The organism is Rathayibacter festucae DSM 15932 (genome assembly GCF_004011135.1).
Taxonomy (GTDB): domain Bacteria; phylum Actinomycetota; class Actinomycetes; order Actinomycetales; family Microbacteriaceae; genus Rathayibacter; species Rathayibacter festucae.
Genome location: NZ_CP028137.1, coordinates 2,733,602 through 2,757,252, shown reverse-complemented (window position 1 = coordinate 2,757,252; position 23,651 = coordinate 2,733,602). Strand labels below are relative to the sequence as shown.

The window sequence follows — 23,651 nt, the reverse complement described above, 5'->3', positions numbered from 1 at the left end:
TCTGCCCTGCCGCGGCGCCCGAGCGCCTCACCGATCGACGACGAGGGGGCGGATGAGATGACCAACCCCTGGCTCGCCCTGCCCGGCAGCGGTCGCCGCCGACCGCTGGTCGAGGCCTCATGGGAGCGGGCGCGCCGCCACCGCCTCGACCCCGAGCGCCTCACCGCCCCGCTGTCCTTCTCGAGCGACGAGCTGCGCAACTACCGGATGGGGCACCCGCTCGCCTCGGTGCTGCCCGTCATCCGGCGCCTCCTCGTCCGCGACGCCGACGAGGACAGCGGCGTGCTCGTCGCGGTCGGCGACGCCCTCGGGCGGCTGCTCTGGATCGACGGCGACCAGGCGCTGAAGAGCTCCGCCGAGCGGATGCTCTTCGTCGAGGGAGCGGCCTGGGCCGAGCCCGACGTCGGCACCTCCGCTCCCGGCACCGCCCTCGTCCTCGACCACGGCGTGCAGATCCACGGCGCCGAGCACTTCGCCTCGCTCGTCCACCCCTGGAGCTGCACCGCGGTGCCGATCCACGACCCGGAGACCCACGAGATCCTCGGCGTGATCGACATCACCGGCGGCGCCGAGGTCGTCGCCCCGCAGACCCTTCCGCTGATGGAGGCGACCGCGGCGGCCGTCGAGAGCCAGCTGATGGTGCAGCGGCTGCAGCGCCCCCGTCGTGCGCAGCCCCGCCGCTCGCCACCCCGGCCCGCGGCGGCCCGTGCGCCGAGCCTGCGCGTCCTCGGCCGCGAGACCGGCGTCGTCACCGCGGACGGCGTCGAGCTCGAGCTCTCCACCCGGCACGCCGAGATCCTCACCCTCCTCGCCTGGCACCGCGCGGGGCTGTCCGCCGAGGCGCTCGCCCAGCTGCTCTACGGGCGGGAGGACGCGGTGGTCACCGTGCGCGCCGAGATGGTGCGCCTGCGCCGGATCCTCGAGCCGCGCCTCCCGAGGCTGGTGCCGCTCTCGCGCCCGTACCGCCTGGCCAGTCCGGTCGACCTCGACGCGCGCCAGGTGGTCGGCCTGCTCGACCGCGGCGCGCACCGGCTCGCCCTCGACGCCTACGCCGGCGCCCCGCTGCCCGGCTCCGAGGCCCCGGGTGTCCGCGCGATCGCCGACGAGCTGCGCGCCCGCGTCCGTGCCACCGTGCTCACCAGCGCCGCCGCCGAGACGCTGCTCGCCTACGCGCACGGGCCCGACGGCCACGACGACGCGGAGGTCTGGGCCGAGCTGCTGCGGATCCTGCCGCGCCGCTCGCCCCGCCGCGCCGGCATCGTCGCGCACCTCGAGGAGCTCGAGGCCGAGCAGCGCTGACCCGCACCCGGCCGCCGCCTCCGCCGGTCGTGCAACGGCGTGCAACCTCCCGCGACGTACGGTCGGATCGAGCGCGACACCCCGCACTCACCCGACAACGACGTCGATGGAGGTCCACATGACGCTGTACGCCGACCCGGTAGCCGACCAGGCACCGAAGGAACCGGAGTCCACGGTCTACGCCAACCCGGGCACGGAGGGATCCGTCGCCTCGTTCCGCTCCCGCTACGACCACTTCATCGGAGGCGAGTACGTCGCCCCCGCGAAGGGCCAGTACTTCGAGAACATCACCCCGATCACCGGGAAGCCCTTCTGCGAGATCGCCCGCGGCACCGCCGAGGACATCGACCGCGCGGTCGAGGCCGGCTGGAAGGCGTTCCCGAGCTGGGGCAAGACCAGCCCCGCCGAGCGCGCGAACGTCCTCCTGCGCATCGCCGACCGGATGGAAGCGAACCTCGAGCTGCTCGCGGTCGCCGAGACCTGGGAGAACGGCAAGCCGGTGCGCGAGACCCTCGCCGCCGACATCCCGCTCGCGATCGACCACTTCCGCTACTTCGCCGGCGCCCTGCGCGCCCAGGAGGGCGGCGTCTCCGAGATCGACCACGACACCATCGCATACCACTTCCACGAGCCGCTCGGCGTGGTCGGCCAGATCATCCCCTGGAACTTCCCGATCCTGATGGCGGTCTGGAAGCTCGCCCCGGCGCTCGCTGCCGGCAACTGCATCGTCCTCAAGCCGGCCGAGCAGACCCCCGCCTCGATCCACGTGCTGATGGACCTGATCCACGACCTGCTGCCCGCCGGCGTGCTCAACATCGTCAACGGCTTCGGCATCGAGGCCGGCGCCCCGCTCGCCTCGCACCCGCGGATCCGCAAGATCGCCTTCACCGGCGAGACGACCACCGGCCGCCTGATCATGCAGTACGCGAGCGAGAACCTCATCCCGGTCACCCTCGAGCTCGGCGGCAAGAGCCCCAACGTGTTCTTCGCCGACGTGGCCGCCGAGCGCGACTCGTTCTACGAGAAGGCGCTCGAGGGCTTCTCGTTCTTCGCCCTCAACCAGGGCGAGGTCTGCACCTGCCCCTCCCGCGCCCTCGTGCAGAAGTCCATCTACGACGACTTCGTCGGCGACGGACTCGAGCGCGTCGGCCGGATCAAGCAGGGCAACCCGCTCGACGTCTCGACGATGATCGGCGCCCAGGCCTCCAACGACCAGCTGGAGAAGATCCTCTCCTACATGGACATCGGCAAGCAGGAGGGCGCGAAGCTGCTCATCGGCGGCGACCGCGCCGACCTGGGTGGCGAGCTCAGCGGCGGCTACTACGTCAACCCGACGGTCTTCGAGGGGCGCAACTCCATGCGCATCTTCCAGGAGGAGATCTTCGGCCCCGTCCTCGCCCTCACCTCGTTCGAGGACTTCGACGACGGCATCGCCATCGCCAACGACACCCTCTACGGCCTCGGCGCCGGAGTCTGGAGCCGCAACGGCGCCCAGCTCTACCGCGCCGGCCGCGCCATCGAGGCCGGCCGCGTCTGGTCCAACACCTACCACCAGTACCCGGCCCACGCGGCCTTCGGCGGCTACAAGCAGTCCGGCATCGGCCGCGAGAACCACAAGATGATGCTCGACCACTACCAGCAGACGAAGAACCTCCTCGTCAGCTACGCGGAAGGGCCCATGGGCTTCTTTTGAGCCGCTGTGCGGCGATTCCTCGCTCCGCTCGTCATCACCGCCGCGGTCGGCTTTCCGAGGTGGTCGCGATGGGTGGAGCGGGGAGCGTCGCGCTCCGCGAATCCGCTGCCACGCGGATTCGCGCTCCGCGCTCTCCCTTGCTGCCGCGCCGCGCGGGCGCGGTGGTGGGGCTCGCTCCGCTTCGCACTCCCCGCGAACATGCTGGTCGAGTAGCCCGCGCAGCGGGCGTATCGAGACCCACGTCCTCCCGCAGTTGCGGCAGAACGCACCCCTCGCTCCGCCTCGCACTTCACGCGAACATGCTGGTCGAGTAGTCCGCGCAGCGGGCGTATCGAGACCCGCCCCGCCAGTCACCGCACCCCCGAGAGGACACCGCCCATGGACAGCACGCGCGTCGACGTGACCGAGGCGGCAGCCGGCATGCTGCAGCGGATGAGCGAGCTGCACGGCCCGCTGATGTTCCACCAGTCCGGCGGCTGCTGCGACGGCAGCTCGCCGATGTGCTTCCCGGTCGGGATGTTCCGCACGGGAGCGTCCGACGTGCTCGTCGAGACGCTGCACGTCGACGGCCTCGAGCCGATCGAGTTCTACATGTCGCGGACCCAGTTCGAGTACTGGAAGCACACCCACCTCACCGTCGACCTGGTCGACGGGCGGGGGAGCGGCTTCAGCGTCGAGGCGCCCGAGGGTAAGCGCTTCATGATCCGCAGCCGCCTCCTCACCGACGCCGAGCTGGTCGAGTTCGGCCTCCTGCCGGCCGCCGCCGTCCAGCTCTGACCCCCTCGGTCGCAGGGAATCGCCCGCCTCGGGAATATACCCCCCGGGGGTATGTTGGACCACGGTGACCGACACCGAGGGAGCACCGATGACCGACGCCGCGCACGACCACAGCAGCCACTCCGCCTCCGCCACGACGTCCTGGCGGACCGCCGCCACGGCCACCCTGCACTGCCTCACCGGCTGCGCCATCGGCGAGGTCCTCGGCATGGTGCTCGGCACCGCGCTCGGGCTGCACAATCTCGGCACCGTCCTGCTCTCCATCGTGCTCGCCTTCGCCTTCGGCTATGCACTGACGATGCGCGGCGTGCTCCGCGCGGGAGTCTCCTGGCGCGCCGCCGTCGGCATCGCCCTCGCGGCCGACACCGTCTCGATCGCCGTGATGGAGGTCATCGACAACACGGCGATGCTGGCGATCCCCGGCGCGATGGACGCGGGACTCGCGACCGGCCTCTTCTGGGGCTCCCTCGCCGGCTCGCTCGCCCTGGCCTTCGTGGTCACCACCCCGGTCAACCGCTGGCTGATCGGCCGCGGCAGGGGCCACGCGGTCGTGCACCGCTTCCACCACTGAGAGCGGAGGGCCGTGCTCAGACCGACGGCTGCGGCGGGCTCGTCGCGGCCGAGCCGGTGCTGATCCGCACGCCGATCTCCGAGCCGCGGATCACCGAGGTCCCGGCCGACGGATCCGTCCCGGCGACCTGGCCCTGGGGCACCGACGAGTCGACCTGGCTCATCCCGCCGACCACGAACCCCGCCGCCTTGAGCGCGCTGACGGCCGCGTCGACGCTCTTCCCGGTCACGTCCGGGATCGTCACCATCGGCGCCTTCACCAGCGACTGGTCGGGCTTCGCGAAGGCGGAGCCGCCGTACTCGCGGTCGAAGGCGGTCATCACCGGGTTCCAGATCCGGTGCCGCGCGAGAATCGCCGAGCCGCTGTCGAAGTCGATCGAGTCGAGCGCCATCCGCTTGCCGGCGTCGTTCAGCGCCGAGATGCTGCCGACCCAGACCGCGAGCGCGACCTCGGAGGAGGCGCCGAGCGTCCAGCCGTCGGCCGCGCCGTCGGTGGTGCCGGTCTTGGTGATGTGCTCGATGCCGTCGCCGGGGCTCGCCGCCTGACCGGTGCCCTGCGAGGTGACCTCGAGCAGCGCGTACTGCGTGGCACGGGCGACGGCCGTCGTCGTCGACTGCGTGCAGTTCGAGGCGGGCGCCTCGATGTCCTGCCCCTCGGGCCCGACGATCGAGTCGATGGCCACCGCGCTGCAGGTCCGGCCGTCGTTCGCGACGCCCGCGTAGGCGACCGCCATGGTCAGCGGGGCGATCTCGTTCGTGCCGAGCACCGTCGCCGGGGATTCGAGCAGCGGGGTCGCATCCGCGCGATGCACGCCGAACGCCTCCGCGGTCTTGCGGATGTCGCAGAGGTCGAGCAGGTGTGCCATGCCGATGAAGCCGGTGTTGATGGAGTCGATCGTGGATTCCAGTGCGTTCAGCGAGGCGGGGAAGATCTGCCCGCCGTTGTTGTTCGGATTGAACACCCCGTAGTCCTGCGGGCCCTCGCAGCTGTCCTGGAAGCCGGTCCAGTTCTTGTTCTTCGCGTCGAACTGCTCGAGCAGGGTGTGCCCGTCCTGCAGCCACTCCATCAGCGTGAAGACCTTGTAGGTGGAGCCCGGCTGGAAGCCGTTGCCGCCCCCGTAGGCCGCGTCGACCGAGAGGTTGATCGCCGAGTACTCGGCGCCGTCGGCCGAGGCGATCTGCTCCGGGTCCTGGCTGTACTTCTTGTTCTGCACCATGCTCAGGATCCGCCCGGTCCCGGTCTCCACGCCGACGGCCGCGGCCCCGACGTCGAAGCGCGGGTCGGTCGCGGGCACCTGGTCGGCCACGACCTGCGCGGAGGTGTCCTGCATGGCGAGGTCGATCGTCGTGTAGACCTTGAGCCCGCCGCGCTTGAGCGCCGTGTAGCGCTCGTCGGCGGTGTCGCCGAGGGCCGGGTCGTTGCGCAGCACGTGCGAGACGTAGTCGCAGAAGTAGGCGGCGCTGCCCGCGGTCTGGCAGCCGGTCGACGGGGGAGTGATGACCGGCTCGATCGGCGCCGCCTGCGCGGCGTCACGGGTCGAGGCGTCGATCTTCCCGTACTCGAGCATCCGGTCGAGGATGTAGTCGCGCCGGCTCGTGGTCAGCGCGTAGCCGTTCGCCTCGCCGTTGTCGGGATCGTCCGGGCGGTCGAAGCGGAACTTCTCCGGGTTGTTGACGATCGCCAGCAGCGCGGCCGACTGCCCGACCGAGAGGTCGGCGGCGTGGACGCCGTAGTAGTACTCGGCCGCGGCCTCGATGCCGTAGACGGTGCCGCCGAAGAGCGCGATGTTGAGGTAGCCGAGGAGGATCTCGTCCTTCGAGTACTCCTTCTCCACCCCGATCGCGAGCCGCATCTCCTTGAGCTTGCGCTCGGGCGTCGTCGCGGTCGCCTCGGTGTAGGCCGCATCGCGCTCGCTCTCGTCGCTGATCGACTCGGCCTTCTGCACGAGGACGTTCTTGACGTACTGCTGCGTGATCGAGGAGCCGCCCTGCGGCGCCGCGTCGAGGAGGTAGGTGCTGGCTACGGCGCGCAGGGTGCCCTGCAGGTCGATGCCGCCGTGCTCGTAGTAGCGCGGGTCCTCGCTGGAGACCAGGGCGTCGAAGACCGGCGCCGCGATCTGGTCGGCGGTGACCTCGATGCGGTTCTGGTCGTAGAAGGAGGCGAGGAGCGTCGGGTCGTCGGGGTCGCCCGCGTACACGTCCGTCTTCTGCATCAGCTCGCCGACCTCGAGGTAGCTCGGCAGCGACTGGAACGCCGAGATCGTGCTCGAGGTGGCGGCCCCGGTGAGCGCGAAGGCCGGCGCCACCACGACGGTCGCGAGCAGCCCGGCCAGCACGCTGACGATCACGAATCCGAACAGCGCGCCGAGAGCCCCGTGGACGGTGCGACGGGGCTGGAAGACGGGAACGTTCGGACGCTTCAGGATGGATCCTCTCGGTGCACCAGCACCCTAGGCGACGTCTCCGACATCCCCGCCCAGGCGCGCCCGGACTCCTCCCGCGCGGCGCGGAACACGCCCGACCACGGGGGTCGGCCGCTGACACCGGCTCGATGGACGACCGCATGCCCGCGCCGGCCGCGAGGACGTCGTTCCCGGCGCGAGAGGCGGCAGGCGGGGTGCCCGCCGTCAGATGCGGCTGACCGGTGCCGTCATTCGGAGGCGGTGGTGAGCAGGGTGCCGTTGACGTCGGAGATGTCGCTGGGGTTCTTCGGCGCCTTGCCGGTGCTCACCTGCAGGGGGATGACGGCTCCCCGCAGGACGGTCTCGTCCGCGCTGGGAGTCGTCGAGACGACGGACCCCTCCGGGATCCTCGCGGAGTCGACGGGCTCGGTGACGCCGACGGAGAAGCCGGCGGCGGTGAGCGTGGCGGTGGCCGCAGCGACCGTGAGCCCGGTCACGTCCGGCACCTCGGTCAGCGTCGCGGACCGCGGCGAGGACGCGAGCATCGAGGCGGGCGGGTCGATGAAGTCGTCGCCGCCGTACTTCTGATCGAGCGCCGTCATGATCGGCTTCCAGATCGCGTGGCGCGCGTCCGCGGCCCTGATCGTGCCCTTCTCGCCGGTGAGCCTGGTCGTGCGGAGGTTCTGCTTGGATCCGTCGTCGAAGCCCTTGATGCTGCCGACCCAGACGGCGAGCGACGCGGCACGGCTGGCGCCGGCGGTCCAGACGTCCGCCGCCTCATCGGTCGTGCCCGTCTTGCCGATGTGCTCGATGCCGTCGCGCGGATCCGAGGCGGTAGCGGTGCCGGAGGTGATGACCCGCTGCATCGCGTACTGCATGCCCCGCGCCACCTCGGGGGTGACGGACTGCGTGCAGGACGAGGTGGGCGGCGCGACGGCCGCACCGGTGCTGTCCGTGATCCGGTCGATGACGATCGCGGCGCAGGTCGATCCGTCGTTGGCGATGCCGGCGTAGGCGTTGGCCACGGTCAGCGGAGCGATCTCGTTCGTGCCGAGGACCGACGCGGCTCCGTTCTCCAGTTCGTTGCCGTTGGCGCGGTGGATCCCGAAGGACTCCGCCGTGGTGCGGATGTCGCAGAGGTCGAGCTGGTTGGCCATGCCCATGAAGCCGGTGTTGATCGAGTTCGCCGTGGCCTGGACGGCGGTCATCGACGAGGCGTCCTCGGAGGCGACGTCGTTCCGCGGAGCGAATCGCTCGGTGAACAGCCCGTCGTTCGCGACGTTGCACTTCTGCGGATAGGCGCGGAACCCCGAGGTCGGCGAGGGGAAGGACTCGTTCAGCGTGTGCCCCGCCTGCAGCCACTGCGCGAGGGTGAAGACCTTGTAGGTCGAACCGGTCTGCACGCCGGCGGTGCCGCCCATCGCGACGTCGACGTTGAGGTTGATCGCGCTGAAGCCGGGGTTCGCGGCGAGGAACTCCTCGTCCTGGCTGTACTTCGTGTTCTGCACCATCGACAGCACGCGGCCGGTGCCGGCCTGGATCGAGGCGGCGGTGGCACCGACCTGGAAGCGGGAGTCGTAGGACGGGATGTAGGCGTTGATCGCGGCCTGCGAGACCTGCTGGATGTCGAGGTCGAGGGTGGTGACGATGTCGAAGCCGCCCTGGCGGATCCGCTGGTAGCGCTCGTCGTCGTCGGCGCCGAACGCCTCGTCGTTCCGCAGCACGTTGAGCACGTACTCGCAGAAGTACGCCGCGTCGCCGGCGGTCGCGCAGCCGGTGGAGGGCTCCGTGATGTTCGGCGTGATCGGCTCGGCGATCGCCGCGTCGTAGACCTCCTGGCTGATCTTCGAGTACTTCAGCTCCTCGGTGAGGATGTAGTCGCGGCGCTCCTTGGTCGCGGCGTACCCGTTCGCGGCGCCGTTGGCCTCGTCCGTCGGGTCGTCGAAGCGGAACTTCGACGGGTTGTTGACGATCGCCAGCAGCGACGCGGCCTGCGAGGTCGAGAGCTGGCTGGCGGGGATGCCGTAGTAGTAGTTGGCCGCGGCCTCGATGCCGTAGACCGTGCCGCCGAAGAGCGCGATGTTGAGGTAGCCGAGCAGGATGTCGTCCTTCGACGTCTCCTTCTCGAGGCCGATCGCGAGGCGCATCTCCTTGAGCTTGCGCTCGGGCGTCGGGTCGGTCGCGAGCTTGTAGGCGGCGTCGCGCTCGGCCTCGTCCGTGATCGACTCGGCCTTCTGCACGAGCACGTTCTTGACGTACTGCTGCGTGATGGAGGAGCCGCCCTGCAGGTCGTCGCCGGTCAGCGTGACCGCGAGCGCGCGGAGCGTGCCCTGCAGGTCGATGCCGCCGTGCTCGTAGAAGCGCGGGTCCTCACCGGCGACCGCGGCGTCCTTCGCGGTCTGGGCGACCTCGTCCCAGCCGACCTCGACGCGGTTCTGGTTGTAGACGGAGGCGAGGAGCGTCGTGCCGTCGCCCGCGTAGATGTTGGTGCGCTGCATCAGCTGGCCGGCGTCGAGGTAGCCGGGCAGGTTCTGGAACATGCCGATCGTGTTGCTCGTCGCGAGGCCCGTCAGCGCGAGCGCCGGAGTGACGCCGACGGTGATCAGGACGCCCGCCACGGCGCTCATCCCGATGAAGCCCAGCACTGCCCGCAACGACATCCCCAGCGGTCGAGCGGAGCTGCGGGATGCGGTGGGGAGAGCCATGGAGCGGGAGGTCCTTCCGGCGCGGTGATGCCGCGCGAATGCAGGGTGGCGGGTCGTCGCGCCGGTCGTGCGATCCCCCTCGGTCATGGTACGCGACGCGCCCGGGAGGAGGGGGTCCTCCGAGAGGACGAGATGCACCTGTGACGAGCCGTCCGCGACCCCGACGGGGACGGCCGGGCGGAGGTGGGAATCCGGCGCGCATGACCGGCGGAAGACGCCTCCGGGCACGCCGCTTCCGTATCGTGGAGGGTGCGTCCCCGCGAGGGGAGCGTCGGCATCACCGCACCACCAGTCGCCCCGGGGCCCCGGGGCGGTCGGCCCCGGCAGAAAGCACACACCATGGCACGCATCCACGACGACGTGACGCAGCTCGTCGGCAGGACCCCGCTCGTCCGCATCAACCGCCTCGACGGAGCGGACAGCGCCGTCGTCCTGGCCAAGCTCGAGTTCTACAACCCCGCGAACAGCGTGAAGGACCGCATCGGCGTCGCGATCGTCGACGCCGCCGAGGCGTCGGGGGAGCTCCCGCCCGGCGGCACCATCGTCGAGGGCACGAGCGGCAACACCGGCATCGCGCTGGCCATGGTCGGCGCGGCCCGCGGCTACAAGGTGATCCTGACCATGCCGGAGACGATGTCGACCGAGCGCCGGGTCCTGCTGCGCGCCTACGGCGCCGAGATCGTGCTGACCCCCGGCTCCGAGGGCATGCGCGGCGCGGTCGAGAGGGCGCAGGCCATCGTCGCCGAGACGCCCGGCGCCGTGCTCGCCCGCCAGTTCGAGAACGCCGCCAACCCCGAGGTGCACCGCCGCACGACGGCCGAGGAGGTCTGGGAGGACACCGACGGCGAGGTCGACGTCTTCGTCGCCGGCATCGGCACGGGCGGCACCATCACCGGCGTCGGCCAGGTCCTCAAGGAGCGCAAGCCCGGCGTGCAGATCATCGGCGTCGAGCCGATCGACTCGCCGCTCCTCACGCAGGGCACGGCCGGGCCGCACAAGATCCAGGGGATCGGCGCGAACTTCGTGCCCGCCAACCTCGACCGCGACGTCTACGACGAGATCATCGACGTCACCCTCGACGACTCGGTGCGCGTGGCACGCGAGATGGCCGCGCAGGAGGGCATCCTCGGCGGCATCTCCTCGGGCTCGATCATGTGGGCGGCGCTCGAGGTCGCGAAGCGCCCCGAGAACGCGGGGAAGACCATCGTCGCCATCGTCTGCGACTTCGGCGAGCGGTACATCTCGACCGTCCTCTACGAGGACCTCCGCAGCTGAGCGCCGTCGGCCCCCGCCGCGGCACGACGGGACGCCTCACGGCCTTCGCGCGCCTCCGCGAGGACGTCGCGGCCGCGCGCCTGCGCGACCCCGCGGCCCGGAGTGCGGCGGAGGTGGTGCTCGCCTACCCCGGGCTGCACGCGGTCTGGGTGCACCGCCTCGCGCACCGGTGGTGGCGGCGCGGAGCACGCCTGCCTGCGCGGCTCCTCGCGCAGGCGGCCCGCGCCGCGACCGGAGTGGAGATCCACCCCGGCGCGGCGATCGGCCGCCGGCTCTTCATCGACCACGGCATGGGCGTGGTGATCGGCGAGACGGCGCGGATCGGCGACGACTGCATGCTCTACCACTCGGTCACGCTCGGCGGGAAGTCGGCGAAGCGCGAGCGGCGCCACCCGACGCTCGGCGATCGCGTGGTCGTCGGCGCGGGGGCCGTGATCCTCGGGCCGATCGTGCTCGGCTCGGACGTGAGCGTCGGCGCGAACGCGGTCGTGGTGAAGGACGCCCCGGACGGCGCCGTGCTGGTCGGGATCCCCGCCCGCGACCTGCGCGCGCTGGGCCGCGCCGAGGATGCGCTGGCGGATCCGGCCTTCTGGATCGACCCCGCGATGTACATCTAGCGGCGGGGCGCGGCGCCGTCAGTCGTCGTCGGGGCGCGAGATGTCGCGCTTCGCGCTCTTGATCACCGCGAACGCGTCCAGGGCGTGCGCCCGCGTCTCCTTGAGGTCGAGGATCGGCGCGGGATAGCCGTCCGCCTCCGGCGTCAGCGTGTCGCCGAGCGTCCACGGCTCGTGGATCACGGTGCGGTCGAGCTCGGCCAGCTCCGGCACGTACTCGCGCAGGTAGCCGCCCTCGGGGTCGAACTTCTTCGACTGCGTCACCGGGTTGAAGACGCGGAAGAACGGCGACGCGTCGGCGCCCGACCCCGCGACCCACTGCCAGTTGGCGGCGTTGCTCGCCGGGTCCGCGTCCACGAGCGTGTCCCAGAACCAGTCCTCGCCCACCCGCCAGTCGACGAGCAGGTTCTTGATCAGGAACGAGGCGGTGACCATCCGGACCCGGTTGTGCATGTAGCCGGTCTTCCACAGCTCGCGCATCCCCGCGTCGACGAGCGGGAAGCCGGTGCGGCCCTGGTGCCAGGCGTCGATCCTGTCCTCGCCGGGGTGGCCCCAGGGGAAGGAGTCGAAGCGGGAGTCGAAGTTGGCGGTCGCGAGGTCGGGCCAGTGGAAGAGCAGGTGGTAGCAGAACTCGCGCCAGAGCAGCTCGGCGAGGAAGCGGTCGCTGCCCTCACCGCGGTGCTGCCCCTTCGCGTGCGCCTCCTCGAGCGCGTGCCAGACCTGGAACGGGCTGATCTCGCCCCAGCGCAGGTGCGGCGACAGGTTCGAGGTGGCGTCGCGCGCCGGCAGGTTCCGGTCGTCGGCGTAGTCGTCGAGCTGCTCGGCGAGGAACGCGCGCAGCCGCTTCGCCGCCGCCTTCTCGCCCGGCACCCAGCGCTCGCGGAGCCCGCCGGCCCAGTCGGGGCTGGTCGGCAGCAGCTGCCAGTCGTCGAGGTCGTCGGAGGCCGCCTCCGCGGCGATCCCGTCGATCTCGCGCGGCCGCGGCAGCGGTGCGCGCGGAGTGTCCCGGTTGCGGCAGGCGCGCGCGAACGGGGTGTAGACGGAGTAGGGGGTGCCGCCGCCGGTCTGCACGGTCCACGGCTCGAAGAGCAGCGAGCCCTGGTGGCTCTCCGCCTCGACGTCCCGGTCGCGCAGCGCCTCCTTGATCGCGGCGTCGACGGTCCGCTCCGCCTTGCCGTAGCGGCGGTTCCAGTGCACAGCGCCGGCGCCGAGCTCCTCTGCCAGCTGCAGCACGACGGCCTCGGCGGGCCCGCGGCGCAGGATCAGGGACGCTCCGACCTCCTCGAGGTCGCCCGCGAGCGCGAGCAGGCTGCCGTGCAGCCACCAGCGCGCCGCGCCGCCGAGCGGTCGGATGCCGTCGGACTCCTCGTCGAGCACGTAGCAGACGGCGACGGGACCGCCGCGGTCGATCGCGGCCCGGAGTGCCGGATTGTCGGCGAGACGCAGGTCGTCGCGGAGCCAGACGAGGGTGGGGGAGGAGCTGCTCATGGTGCCTCCATGATCCGCGAGTCCGGCGCCCGCGCGAAGTGCTGGCCGCGTGGCGGCGGGGCGTGCTAGCGGAGGGCGGGGGCGCTCAGGCCGAGGCGACGCGCTCGCGCAGCTTGTCGCAGAGGGCGGTCAGCTGGTCCAGTTCGTCGTCGTCGAGCGCCGCTCCGACGTGGTCCGAGATCGTCTGCATGTGCGTCATCGCCACTCGTCGGAAGAGCGCGTAGCCCTCGTCCGTGATCTGGATGACCGTGCCGCGGGCGTCGGTCGGGTCCTCGCTCTTGGTCACGCAGCCGCGCGCGACCAGGCGGTCGATCAGGCGGCTGACGCTCGGCTGCGTCAGGAGGACGTGCTTGTTCAGGTCCCGGAGCCGGGCCCGGCGCTCGGGCTGCAGCGTGAGGTTGAAGAGGACGTCGTACTCGTTGAGCGAGATCTCCTTCGACGGGAAGTCGGTGCTCAGCGCCCGCATCACGTGCACCTGCGCTCGGAACAGCGACTCCCACGCGGCGACCGCACGTCTCGAGCTCACGCATCCTCCTTGTGTTCCGTTCAGGATACGGCGTCTCGATGGTCGTCCGGCGCCCGGGGCGCGGGGTCGGCCGGCGGCTGTCGCGCGGAGGCGGTGCTCAGTCCGGGAACGACAGAAGGCCGGCCGCTGAGGCGAGCGGCCGGCCTTCATTCCCTTGCACCAAGAGTGTCCTGCAATCGCTTTTCGTCGGTTTGCTCCGATCCGGGTCAGGACGGGCGAATACGTCTCAGATCCGCATACTGGCGCCGATCTAAGCCCCTCGACACCAGGACAGAGATGGACGAGGATGGACACGAGTTGACGTGCTGAAAAGGCACTGAATAGGCAGAGGGACCGGAGCGGGCATGGCGACAGCGCACGACAACCAGGGCCGCGCGTATCGTCCAGGACGCCTCTCGTGGGGCTCCATCAAGGAGATCCGGGTGCAGGGGAAGCGGAAGGCAGACGGCACCACGACCCGCGGCAAGGCCCGGTTCCAGGCCTCCTACCTCCGCAAGGCCCCGACCGACCCGGCAGGCGGCAAGCGCGTCTACGCCTCGGGATCGTTCGACACCAGGACCGACGCCCTCGGCTGGCTAGACCAGGAGAGCGCCCGCACCGCGCGCGGCACCATCGACCCCGACCGCCTGCGACCCGCGTTCGTCCCCCAGACCTTCCGGCAGTTCGCCGACGCCTATGTGGAGACCCGGCGCCACCCTCGGAACGGCGCGGCGATCAAGCCCAGCACCATCGCCGGATACCACCGGCTCATCGAGACCCGGATGCGGCCCTTCCATGCCCTCGACCTCGCTGACGTGACGCCTGACCTCGTGCGCTCCTGGTACACCAGCGAGACCACGACCGGCCGACTGACCCAGGCGGCACGCGCCTACGGCCTGCTGCGCGCGATCCTCGCCCAGGCGGTGGATGACGGGCGGCTGCCGAAGAACCCCGCGGCAATCCGCGGAGCGTCGAAGGCCAAGACGGGCAAGAACGTGAGCCCGCCCACCGACGCAGAGCTGGCGATCATCACGGCGACCATCGATCCTCGGTTCTCACTGCTGATCGAGGTGGCCGCATGGGGGGCGCTGCGGTACGGCGAGCTAACCGAGCTGCGCCGCGGGGACGTGGAGTTCTCGGCACCTGGCGATGACGCTCTGGCAGTCGTCCACGTAACCCGGGCCGTCACCCAGCCCACCAGCGGCGGGTTCGTCGTCGGCACCCCGAAGAGCAGCGCAGGCATCCGCTCCGTGGCCCTGCCCTCGATACTCACCCCGGCGCTACGGAGGCACCTGGCCGCGCTGCATCTTGGCGAGGAGGCGCTGCTCTGGCCCTCGACCAAGGACCCCGAGCTTCACCTGAGCAACGGCGCGTTCTACGGCTTTTGGATCGCCGCCCGCGAGGCTGCTGGCCGGGCAGACATGCCGTTCCATGCGCTGCGTCATTACGGGCTCACCCGCTACGCACGAGCGGGAGCGACGACCAAGGACCTGATGAGCCGGGCGGGCCACTCCGACGTGACTACGGCCATGCGCTACCAGCATGCGGCGGTGGAGCGGGACGCCGAGCTGGCCGCGCGCATGACGGAGTAAGCCGCCTGAGACGCCGCTCCTCGGCCCTCAGTTGACCGGTGAACTCGTGCAGGAGGGAGCGCTGTACACCATGGATCCACCCTCCAAAGGTCCTTGTGGGAGTCCGAAGAGACCCACCTCGGTGTTGTTTCAGTCCGTCCACGTGCGTATGGTGGAGTCCAACACAGGCCGAGGATGTCTGGTCGAGGCGGGTCCTCCCAGATGAAGAGTCCATCGCATGCGTACGGCGGGTTCCGGAGCAGCGGGTCATCAACTTCCGTGCCGACGCGTGCCCATACTCGGGCGCTCCGGCACGTTCACCTCCGGAGCTCCCGCCATGTCTCAGCCGTCCCTGCACGTCCCCGAACTGACCATCGCCCAGGCCGCCGACCGTCTCGGCGTCAGCGACAAGACCGTCCGCCGGTGGATTGCCGCAGGCACGCTCCCTGCTCGTCGCCTCGGAGCCAAGATCATCCGCATTCGTTCCTCCGATCTCGACACCCTGGGCTCCCCCCTCCGCCCGTTCGAGGACTGACCCGTGGGAGACCACACGCCGCTCGTCGGCGCTTGCGTCGAGACGGGGCTGCATCAGGCACTCACCGATGTCCTGGACGGTCGGCTCGGGCTGCACCAGCTCACCCCGGCGCTCGCCGGATTCTGGACCATTGCCTACGACCAGGGCCGCGCCTCGCGCCAGCCTGAAATCGACCGGCTGCAAGCTGAAGCGGATCGCCTCTACCTCCGGGCCAACAACACGCCGGAGAAGCTGCGCGAAGTCGTGAGACTGCGGCTGGACGAGGGCGCCGCCCGTTACTGGGTTGAGTGGCTTCGCGGCGAGCACGACCACCGTGAGGAGCTGCACGTCCTGCGTGATGCTGCGTGACCGCCCCTACCGTGCCGCCGAGCACGTATCCGGCCGCCCCTTATCTCGATGTGCGGGCCTACCTCACCGGCGACGCCCCCGAGCTGCCCACCCCGACGTTCGGCGAGCGCACCGACGGCAAGTGTCTGTTCCTCGCAGGTGCCGTCTCTTCGCTCGTAGGCGAACCCGAGTCAGGGAAGACCTGGGTCGCCCTGCACATCGTCGCCGAGACGCTTCTCGGAGGCGGCAGCGCCCTCGTCATCGACGTGGACCACAACGGCCCCGCCGCGATCGTCGGACGGCTCCGCGCCTTCGGAGTACCGGTCGACACTCTCTCCGACCCGTACCGGTTCCGGCTCGCTGAACCGGACGACCCCGATGAGTTCGCCCGCGTGGTCAAGGACGCCGAGATCCTCACCCCCGACGTCGTGACCGTCGATTCCGTCGGCGAGGTGTTGCCGATGTACGGGGCGAACTCGAATGACGCCGACGACTACTCCCGCGTCCACCGCGTCACCTTCGGCGCCCTCGCGAAGACCGGAGCCGCGGTCCTCGTGATCGATCACGTCGCCAAGAGCGTCGACTCCAGAGCGTTCGGCGCTTCCGGCTCCTCCGCCAAGAAGCGCGCGATCGACGGCATCATCCTCCGCGTCACCATCATCGAAGCGTTCACTCTTGGCCGCGGCGGCAAGTCAGCCCTCAACATTCTGAAGGACCGGCACGGCGCAGTACGCGCCGCATCTCCCGTAGGCGACCGCGAACCCCTCGCCGCCGTCTTCGAGATGACCGCCCACGGCAACGCCCTCAACGCCAAGCTATGGGCCCCGACCGGTCAGACCCCCAACGTCGTGCCCCCCGCCACCGTGAAGGCCGACGCCGACCGCCTCGACCACCTCGATCCGGCGCCCAAAAGCGTCCGCGACGTCCAGACCCGCTGCACCTGGTCGTCCCGCCGCGCAACAGCCGCGCTCGGCCACTGGAGGAACACCCGCGACCCCACCGCGTAGTGCATCCCGATTGCCGGGAAGCAGACCGCCCAATACCAGAGGAATGCCGAGGATCCATTGCATCCCGGCATCACCGCGCGCAGTGCATCCCTCTCTGCATCCCGAGCAACCAGTGCTCAGCCCCTACATCCGCGCCATACCAACGATCGGCCGCATCCCGGAAACACCCGGGAAGCGCATCCCACTGCACTGCATCCCTGCATCCCACCTCCCCGTAGGGGTGGGGATGCGGGGAAGCGCCCCCAGAGAACGGAGATCAAGACCATGAGAAGTACCCCTCAGCCCACACACCGAGCCAAGGCCCGAGCCCGCCGAGCGCTCAGCCGCCGGTTTGCTCGCAGCCGATGAGACACAACCTGCACCGCGACGCCGCCCGGGCCCTTGCCAACGCGGAGCGCCTGCTCCACCAGCCCAACCAGTGGATCGACCCGGATGAGGACCGCGACGAGGACGAGCAGCTCAACCTCTCGCCCGAGGGCCGCGCCTTCATCGCCAGCGTGACTCGCCACGCTCTCGATCACCCGGGCGACCGCCTCGGCCTCCGGGAGTTGCTCAACCAGCACCTGGTCGCCAACGGAGGCAGGCCACTCGCCCCTAAGAAACCCCCCGCCGATCCGGGCGCGGACCACCGGCCCTCGGGTCACCATCACCAGCAGAAGGAAGCCTGGTGACCACCACCTATTCGTGCGCCGTCGCGGCCCTCGTCCAGGACGTTGACCCCGCCAACACCTTCAACGACCCCGGCCGCACTCCCGAGGCCAACGGTCGGAAGGGCACCGAGCTGGCCCAGGCCGCCGTTGAGAAGTGCACGGCGGCCATCCCGCCCGTGCCCGCCGATCTCGACGATGACCGGACCGAGTTCATCGCCGCTGCCCGCCCGACGACCGCCGACCAGGTCGCCGTCGTCCAGCTCAAGCTGGACCTGGTGAAGGACAAGCTGGCCACCTGGCAGCGCCTCGGCGAGATCGTCAGGCAGGCCACCGAGCCCACTCTGAGCGCGCTCTCGTAGGGGTGCCCGATGGTCTGCGCGCGGTGAAGCGCGCTCCGCAGCCAGGAGGAGGCTCAGGCGCTCACGATTAGCGCGCCCGAGCCTCTCCCCACTCAGACCGGGGCGTCAGGCGCTCAGATCGCCGCACAGCGCAACGAGGTCGCCCAGCTCCAGCGCGCGTGGCACCACGTCGTGACTGATGAGCGCTGCGACCCGGCTGGGCTAATCGATACGTCCGCGTAACTCAGCCGCTCGCGCTCCCCAATACGTCAGTAAGCGAAAGCTCGCCGAAGCCGTTCGGCAAGATCGGCGTCGGACATCGCGCGAAGTATCGTCTCGTCGACAATTCCCTGAACGGCGAGCACCTGGCGCACCTGCTGGTAAGCGACCGCACGTTCCATTGCGCCGTTTATCGCCGCCATGTCAGGCGCTGTGGCACTCGTCTCCACCACGCTGCTAACGCGTCTCTTGGGGTTGATTTCGACGGTTGAGGAGCCGATGTGCACGACCACATTGTCGCCCGCCTCCGCGGCAGCTGGGATCGCCCGTGCGAGCCCATCGGCCATCGATTCTGCATCCAACATTTGCGCCTCCGCTCGTTCACGGGAACCATTCCCGCTACTTGTGTTACGAGAAACGCTACTTGTGTTACGAGAGATTGGTGTTCGAAACGACGATGCAGACATGTTTCGTCCGAGTCCCGGTCGTCACGTCGTTGGCGCGCTCAGCGGAGCGCGTGCTCCGCTGACGTCTGTCGCGGTCGACCAGCGCCCGGTGATGCGGGACGGAACACACATCGCTTACACCTGGCTGCCGATCGCCAGGCCGATGTCGCCGAGGTCGTGGTGGTGCTCGTGCAGCCTGACTGGATCATCGTCATGATCGCGACCATCCTGGCCTGCGTCAGCACTATCACCGTCGCCCAGCGATCGCCGTCCGTCGTCCCCACCACCGGTCCGCCTTGCCTTCACCTGACACCATTCGAACTACGCCGGACTGACAGCGGCTCGCCCTCGGGCGACCGAAGTGGCGTGCCGAGCTGGTCCACTCGCAAGACGTTGGGGGCTCGACGCAGCCCGAGCTGGAGGGCCAGCTGGCTGTTTCCAGAAGGAAACGGGTACCAGACCTGTCGACCACGGCGTGGCATTCGGTACCTTCGACACGCTGGCAGTGCCAGCCGATCTGATTGGACTTGCTCGAGTGGCCGATTCACCGAAACTCCCTCGACCGCAGATACCTACGCGGCGTCGCCCTCAAGCTGTCTCAGACAGTCCGGAGACGCTCTTCGGCGAGCTTCCTCGGCGCCGTGATGGTGTAGGGGCCTTGTGGTCGCACCAGGTCGATCAGTTGCGCGAGTATAAGAATCTCCATGTCGACCGAGCTGACGTGGCGCTTGAACTCCCCACGGGTTCGGGAAAAACGCTCGTCGGGTTGTTGATCGGCGAGTGGCGACGCCGACAGTACAACCAGCGCGTCGTGTATGCCTGCCCGACCCGACAGTTGGCACTGCAGGTAGTAGAGGCGGGAGCGCGGGAAGGCATTCACACTCATGCTCTGATTGACAAGAGCCGCGATTGGAATATGAGTGCTGTTTCTGCTTACACTCGCGCAGAGGCAATAGCCGTGACGACGTATGCGCATATCTTCAATTCTAATCCGCGATTAGGGGATGCGGGTACCGTAATCTTCGATGACGCACATGCTGCTGAGGGGTATGTCGCCGATTCCTGGTCGCTAGAAATAAAGACGGGAAGCGCAGCATACGCCGCCCTGTTCGAGGCCTTCGGTGAAACCATTGACGCCCAACTTGCGACCCGCATGGTTAGCAGTAGCGCCGACACGTTTACCGATCAGGAGGTTCGTCTACTTCCCCTCGTTGCGGTAAGTCAAAGGCTGCAAGAGATAGATGGTGTTCTGTCAACTCACCTAGTGGATCGCTCGCCTGAATGGTATGGCTTCCGGCGGTTACGCGCACGATTGGCGTCATGCCTCTTCTACGTCTCACGAAGCGGCTGGTACATCAGGCCGATGATTCCGCCGACCTTTGATCATGATGCTTTTACCGATCCAATTCAACGGCTATATCTGTCGGCAACGCTCGGTGAGGCAGGCGAGCTTGAGCGCGCTTTCGGTCGTTCTCCAATCAGCCGCATCGCTTCTCCTCCAGCGTGGGAAAAGACCGGCAGTGGCCGACGATTCATTGTATTTCCCGACCTCGCTCAATACAGTCCGGAGGATGATCGAGAGTACGTGAAGGTGCTCACTCCAGATGCTGATAATGCGAACGGGGGCGAACCCGCGACGCTGAAAGATCTGGGCGCGCTTCCGTTGCTAACTCGACTTGCTGGCAAGAAGCTCCTTCTTACACAAAAGTCGACGTCCGCGGCCGCCATAGCGGACGCGCTTGGAGTCCCACAAGGTGAACGCTTCATCGCGTCAGACAGAAGTGTCGAGCAATTTAAGGAGGCTGCTGTCGGAACGCTGATTGCCCCCAATAGGTATGACGGAATGGACCTCGCGGACGAAGCTTGTCGTTTCATGGTGATGTCCGAAGTACCGACCGCTTCCCACCTGCAAGACAAATTCCTGAGTTCCAAACTTCGCGCCGGTGATCTTTTGGACGAACGCATACGGTCCCGCGTGGTGCAGGGTCTTGGGCGTTGCACCCGAGGACCGAGAGATTGGGCGGTCGTCGCAATTGTCGGAGACGAGCTCGTGCGGTACCTCTCGGATCAAGATCACACTCGATCGATGCCCCTGGAGTTGCAAGCGGAGATAGAATTCGGGCTTTCCCTCACCGGCACTTCCTACGCCAATATGGTCGCTCTCGCTCAGAGCGCTCTCGACCAGGATGCGTTCTGGCGCGAGTCCGGAGAGGCGGCCATCGCTGATGACCGCGCTACTTTGGCACGCAGCGCTCCGCCGCTGGCAGCGGAACTAGAGGGTAGCGCGCCACGGGAAGTGCTTGCCTGGAGGCATGCCTGGTCCGGGTCCTGGGAGGAAGCTGCGAGATCCGCGGTTCTCGTTCTCGAAGGGCTGACAGAGCCTCGCTCCCAGCCCTATCGAGCGCTCTGGGCGTACTTCGCGAGCGCGTGGTTCGCACTCGCTCACTCTGCCGGTGTCCCGGGCATGCACACGCGATCGGCAGAGCTATTGCGTACTGCTCATCGCGCATCCTCCGGCATGGTATGGATGCGAGAGATCCAACCACTTCCCCTTGAGGCTGCCATGCCAAACCCGTGTGATGAAAGCGCCGCTAATGGAGCGATCGAAATCGCTCGGGGCTCTCTGAGGTCGAGTAGCGTATTCGGTACTCGAGCTCAAGAAATGCTGCGCAATCTCTCCCAGACCGCCGCTGTTCCGTATGAAGCGGGTTTGGTCGAGCTGGGGCTAATGCTTGGCAGCAGATCATTTAAGCCCGCTGGCAGCGGTCGTACGGACGCTGCTTGGATATGGAATGAACTGTGGATGACAGTCGAGGCGAAGAGTGAGCAAACTGCGGAAGTGCTTAGTTTGGAGTACACGCGAAAGACAAACTCACAGCTCGACTTGTTGGAGGCCGACGAAGGCACGTCAGCTCCGATTGCGTCTGTTAGCGTGATCGTCGCGAATAGCAAGCTAATTCACCCAGACGCAGTCACCGCGGCCCGCCCTCACCTTCATATCGTTGACCGCAACGCCGTGCTCGCCCTCGCGCGCGACGCGCATCGGGCGATGATTGCAATACGCACGCTGGTTGGACGCGGCGACGACCCTGAACTGCCATCCAGCGTGGCGAGGGTCATGTGGGATCACCGCGTGCAGCCGACCCAGGTTCGCGAGCGCTTGACGGTTGAGCCGATTCGCGGATCGCGAGTTCAGGATGACAACACCGGAGGGTCCGCTTGAAGCTAACGACGAGGGAACGCGCGAGCTGGAATGGTCGGCCCCGATTCCTGGAGTCCCTTGCTTCGGTCTGAGATGGTCTAGCCGCGTTTCCGGCGGCTCAGCCAGAGCGATTAGCATTCTCCGCTGCCGAATCCTTTGGAACCAGCGGCGCGCAGTACTCATTCCATCGATCATGTCCCGCATGGAGTAGGGGCGTGATCCCTAGCGCGTACGCCGCGACCTGTTCCGGGTCAGCGGCGATGAATCGAACACCTGTTGTGTCTACTTCCACGTCAGCGCTCTGCATCATCGCCTCCAGGGAACCGTGAGAAAGCGAGCTGAGGATCGCCCAAGAAAGGGTGAAGTCTAGCGGGCGAACGCCTTCTATGCAGTTTTCTGCCTCATGAAGGATCGCGTGAAGGTCGAGCCTGGTCTTTTTGGCGTCAGCTTCTTTGAGCTGAATGCCTGCTGCTGATAGCGAAGCTGTAACTCGATCGAGCCGTTCCTCGATTCTCGGAATGATCGCAGCACGAGTCTCTCGAACCATTTTGTGATCTATCGCGTCTTTCACCGCACTCTTTTCACGAATTAGTGCTTGGCCTAGATCGTCTCTTATTACTCTGGCGGCGCGTCTTACTCTCTCCTCGCTATCGGTAGGAACAATTACCCACCATGCTAATGCTGCGCATTCCAATACGGCACGCAATAGTGCGTAGTCGGCTACTAGATGTGATTCTTGCCGCTGCCAGAGTAGGGAAACTGCTCGAGCGGCGTCGTAAGAAGCTAAAAGCTTGCCGGAGGCCACGGAGGCAGGTGACAGGAAGGAAACGACTTGCAGGGCGTCTGCGGCGGCTGCGCTACTACTCTGCAGAGGTGAGGCCGCCGCTTCTCGAAAGATGTCTCCGGAATTCAACCAAAATTTACTTAGCACTGTCAAAGAGGGTTCGGTGATGTCCACTGATCAAGCGTACGACCATCTAGTGGTGGAAACGGCACCTTGTGCTCCGGCTCGTTGGGCGGGGAGGGACGCACCTACACCCGCAGAGAGCAGGTTAGTTGCAACTCTGGGCGGTGATCGGGTTGAGGGGTCTTGGAATGAGAGCGGCAACTTAGACCGGTACTTGGCGTCATCGGCAGTCTGGGCAACTAGGGGTCTCTTGCCGAAGCGAGGGTGGTGCGGGTGAAGTGTGAGGACGTGATGGCCCCCTCGGTGCCCGCGCCCACCATGGGCTTTGCTTTGAAGCGGATGGGCTCTAGGCGTTGCCAACGCGATGCCCGGCAACTTGTTGGCCTGCACCCGCCCCCGAGCCGCACGGGCGGAACGTTGTACCTGCAGAGCGTGGACCCGCACGGCCGCCCATTGTCGGCGTCTACAGCTGAACGGGGGGCCCGGTTCGATGAGGGCCACTACCTATCGAGCGAAGGTTGCAGCCGCGTCGATTACGTGGCTAACCGTGGCACGAACCACCGTGACGAGGTGGTCGAGGGGTGGTCGATGATCGGCCCGGCTCTAGCCCTTCCCGGTGTGACCGCGTGCCCGCTGCTGGCCTCGTGCGACCACTCTTCGATGCCCCCGGGGCGGGTGAGTATCGCCCGGTCGAGTGCCAAAAGGCGCGCGCGCGCGTGCGCGCGCGAGGAGCCCTCGTCAGACCGACCATCCGGCCTCTGCTCCGTCCTCCGGGCTGAAGGGCGGTGTGCTTGTCCAAACGCGCAACCGGCGCGATCCACACCACTCCTCGACTGAGAAGCGCACCGGGCTCGCATCGCTCGCCGCCAGGCGGTCTCAGTTGGCAGCTTCCAGGGCTGCGGCCTTCGACGAGTAGACGCCAAGGACCTACGGCTCGCCGGTCCAGATGGATGCCGCGGTGAGGAGGAAGTGGGGAGCGTCTGTGGTCATGACGAGATGGTCCCTCGGCCGGACTCCCTGCGGTCGGGGGTGGCGCGAAGCGGCCCCCTACTGGCCCCCAGAGCCCGCACGGGCTGCTGCGCGCGGTGCCACCCCAGGAAGGCCTGCGCAGCATCTCGTAA

General features: G+C 68.3%; 18 protein-coding genes and 1 pseudogene. 13 read left to right on the top strand and 6 right to left on the bottom strand.

Going from position 1 to position 23,651, the window contains the following annotated elements:
- Positions 1-57 precede the first annotated feature (57 nt).
- The 4 genes from C1I64_RS12720 (at position 58) to C1I64_RS12705 (ending at position 4,340) form a co-directional block, all read left to right on the top strand.
- Positions 58-1,299 (top strand): helix-turn-helix domain-containing protein, encoded by a 1,242-nt coding sequence (locus C1I64_RS12720; RefSeq protein WP_244209470.1) that lies wholly within the window; start codon positions 58-60, stop codon positions 1,297-1,299.
- A 118-nt stretch (positions 1,300-1,417) separates the two neighbouring features.
- Positions 1,418-2,992, top strand: coding sequence for an acetaldehyde dehydrogenase ExaC (gene exaC, locus C1I64_RS12715; protein WP_123705621.1), 1,575 nt, complete (start codon positions 1,418-1,420; stop codon positions 2,990-2,992).
- Between the two features lie 378 nt (positions 2,993-3,370).
- The gene (locus C1I64_RS12710) at positions 3,371-3,769 is read left to right on the top strand and encodes a DUF779 domain-containing protein (RefSeq protein ID WP_123705378.1); all 399 of its coding nucleotides are present in this window, start codon (positions 3,371-3,373) and stop codon (positions 3,767-3,769) included.
- 64 nt (positions 3,770-3,833) lie between these two features.
- The gene (locus C1I64_RS12705; RefSeq protein ID WP_244209469.1) at positions 3,834-4,340 is read left to right on the top strand and encodes a DUF4396 domain-containing protein; all 507 of its coding nucleotides are present in this window, start codon (positions 3,834-3,836) and stop codon (positions 4,338-4,340) included.
- Positions 4,341-4,356: 16 nt separating this feature from the next.
- Here the strand turns inward: C1I64_RS12705 and C1I64_RS12700 are convergent, their stop codons facing one another.
- Positions 4,357-6,687, bottom strand: coding sequence for a transglycosylase domain-containing protein (locus tag C1I64_RS12700; RefSeq protein ID WP_127887448.1), 2,331 nt, complete (start codon positions 6,685-6,687; stop codon positions 4,357-4,359).
- A 302-nt stretch (positions 6,688-6,989) separates the two neighbouring features.
- Positions 6,990-9,401 (bottom strand): transglycosylase domain-containing protein, encoded by a 2,412-nt coding sequence (locus tag C1I64_RS12695; RefSeq protein WP_208645123.1) that lies wholly within the window; start codon positions 9,399-9,401, stop codon positions 6,990-6,992.
- Positions 9,402-9,785: 384 nt separating this feature from the next.
- On the opposite strand from C1I64_RS12695, the gene cysK reads away from it, so the two are divergent.
- Complete coding sequence (gene cysK, locus C1I64_RS12690) at positions 9,786-10,721, top strand: cysteine synthase A (RefSeq protein ID WP_123446628.1); 936 nt, start codon at positions 9,786-9,788, stop codon at positions 10,719-10,721.
- A complete protein-coding gene (gene epsC, locus C1I64_RS12685; protein ID WP_127888559.1) occupies positions 10,718-11,338 on the top strand; it encodes a serine O-acetyltransferase EpsC in 621 nt (206 codons plus the stop codon). Before cysK ends, epsC begins: the two co-directional genes overlap by 4 nt.
- A gap of 18 nt (positions 11,339-11,356) precedes the next feature.
- Here epsC and C1I64_RS12680 read toward each other — a convergent pair whose 3' ends face one another.
- Together C1I64_RS12680 and C1I64_RS20590 are read right to left on the bottom strand one after the other, a co-directional pair.
- Entirely contained in the window at positions 11,357-12,823 is a 1,467-nt protein-coding gene (locus tag C1I64_RS12680; protein WP_127887447.1) for a cryptochrome/photolyase family protein, read from the bottom strand.
- Between the two features lie 85 nt (positions 12,824-12,908).
- On the bottom strand, positions 12,909-13,289 hold the full coding sequence (locus C1I64_RS20590) for a MarR family winged helix-turn-helix transcriptional regulator (RefSeq protein ID WP_123736825.1): 381 nt from the start codon (positions 13,287-13,289) through the stop codon (positions 12,909-12,911).
- Between the two features lie 404 nt (positions 13,290-13,693).
- Here C1I64_RS20590 and C1I64_RS12670 point away from each other — a divergent pair, with 404 nt between their 5' ends.
- The 6 genes from C1I64_RS12670 (at position 13,694) to C1I64_RS12645 (ending at position 17,777) form a co-directional block, all read left to right on the top strand.
- Entirely contained in the window at positions 13,694-14,920 is a 1,227-nt protein-coding gene (locus C1I64_RS12670) for a tyrosine-type recombinase/integrase (protein WP_127887445.1), read from the top strand.
- 316 nt (positions 14,921-15,236) lie between these two features.
- A complete protein-coding gene (locus C1I64_RS12665) occupies positions 15,237-15,434 on the top strand; it encodes a helix-turn-helix domain-containing protein (RefSeq protein ID WP_127887444.1) in 198 nt (65 codons plus the stop codon).
- A 3-nt stretch (positions 15,435-15,437) separates the two neighbouring features.
- Positions 15,438-15,782 (top strand): hypothetical protein, encoded by a 345-nt coding sequence (locus C1I64_RS12660; RefSeq protein WP_127887443.1) that lies wholly within the window; start codon positions 15,438-15,440, stop codon positions 15,780-15,782.
- Positions 15,779-16,768 carry an AAA family ATPase gene (locus C1I64_RS12655; RefSeq protein ID WP_244209468.1) on the top strand — a complete coding sequence of 330 codons (990 nt, stop codon included), beginning with the start codon at positions 15,779-15,781 and terminating at the stop codon, positions 16,766-16,768. Before C1I64_RS12660 ends, C1I64_RS12655 begins: the two co-directional genes overlap by 4 nt.
- 344 nt (positions 16,769-17,112) lie before the next feature.
- Positions 17,113-17,439: a hypothetical protein gene (locus C1I64_RS12650; RefSeq protein WP_127887442.1), complete on the top strand. Its 327-nt coding sequence runs from the start codon at positions 17,113-17,115 to the stop codon at positions 17,437-17,439.
- Positions 17,436-17,777, top strand: coding sequence for a hypothetical protein (locus C1I64_RS12645; protein WP_127887441.1), 342 nt, complete (start codon positions 17,436-17,438; stop codon positions 17,775-17,777). Before C1I64_RS12650 ends, C1I64_RS12645 begins: the two co-directional genes overlap by 4 nt.
- Positions 17,778-18,025: 248 nt before the next feature.
- On the opposite strand, the gene C1I64_RS12640 is transcribed toward C1I64_RS12645, so the two are convergent.
- Positions 18,026-18,340, bottom strand: coding sequence for a hypothetical protein (locus tag C1I64_RS12640; RefSeq protein ID WP_127887440.1), 315 nt, complete (start codon positions 18,338-18,340; stop codon positions 18,026-18,028).
- 442 nt (positions 18,341-18,782) lie between these two features.
- On the opposite strand from C1I64_RS12640, the pseudogene C1I64_RS20880 reads away from it, so the two are divergent.
- A pseudogene (locus C1I64_RS20880) lies at positions 18,783-19,457 on the top strand (DEAD/DEAH box helicase); the annotation flags it as partial.
- A 2,284-nt stretch (positions 19,458-21,741) separates the two neighbouring features.
- On the opposite strand, the gene C1I64_RS12630 reads toward C1I64_RS20880, so the two are convergent.
- Positions 21,742-22,581, bottom strand: a complete 840-nt coding sequence (locus C1I64_RS12630) for a hypothetical protein (RefSeq protein ID WP_127887438.1) — start codon at positions 22,579-22,581, stop codon at positions 21,742-21,744.
- Between the last annotated feature and the right edge of the window lie 1,070 nt (positions 22,582-23,651).